Here is a 659-nt window from a genome sequence, read left to right as displayed (position 1 = left end):
GCCGCCACCGCCTTCGCCGACACCGAGTGGGCGTCCCTCATCGATGCCGTGATCCGCGTCGAGCGCGATGTTCTCACCCGCAACGCCAAGACCGGTCTCTGGCATCGCTCCTCCGAGACCGCCTTCTATCTCGCCACCACCGTGATCTCAGCCGTTCGCGCCGCCTCTGCCATCCGGGACCACTGGAAGGTCGAGAACACCTCGCACTACACCCGGGATGTCACCATGGGTGGTTGTGTTGCAAAGTTTGCGACGAGCCATGGGTGGTCGTGAACGGCCGCGACAAAGCCTGCTCAGGCGGCGACCTGGAACAGCTCGGCGATGAATGTGGCCTGCGCCCGCATGTCGCGTCCACCAACCCTCCGTACCTGCCCCTTCCGCACCATCGCCATCACCTCGTAGCCCGCCAGTGTTCGTCGCGCCGTGAGGAAACTGCCAAAGCCCAGCCCCGGCCTGATCAGGCGTTTAACGCGCCGATGGTCTTGTTCCACTATGTTACACCGGTCCGCTTAAATTCTGACCTGTTCGAGGTAGGGGTAGCTGGTGAGGCTGCGCAGGCGGTCTGCGGTGAGTGCATTCCAGGCTCGACAGAGGGCGTCGACGATGGCGTCGCCGGTGTCGAGCAGGCGGTGGCTCCAGTGCTTCTCGCGCAGGTACAA

1 protein-coding gene and 1 pseudogene are annotated in these 659 nt (G+C 64.0%); one reads left to right on the top strand and one right to left on the bottom strand.

The window, feature by feature from the left end; translation table 11 throughout:
- A pseudogene (locus Q7A36_RS40545) lies at window positions 1–273 on the top strand (hypothetical protein); the annotation flags it as partial.
- A gap of 20 nt (window positions 274–293) precedes the next feature.
- Here Q7A36_RS40545 and Q7A36_RS40540 read toward each other — a convergent pair.
- On the bottom strand, window positions 294–491 hold the full coding sequence (locus Q7A36_RS40540; protein WP_370655819.1) for a DDE-type integrase/transposase/recombinase: 198 nt from the start codon (window positions 489–491) through the stop codon (window positions 294–296).
- Between the last annotated feature and the right edge of the window lie 168 nt (window positions 492–659).

Origin of the sequence: Paracraurococcus lichenis, from assembly GCF_030657435.1 — a bacterium.
In the GTDB taxonomy this organism is placed as follows: domain Bacteria; phylum Pseudomonadota; class Alphaproteobacteria; order Acetobacterales; family Acetobacteraceae; genus Paracraurococcus; species Paracraurococcus lichenis.
The sequence above is the reverse complement of the archived record's forward strand: the minus strand, read 5'-3'. Positions and strand labels throughout refer to the sequence as shown.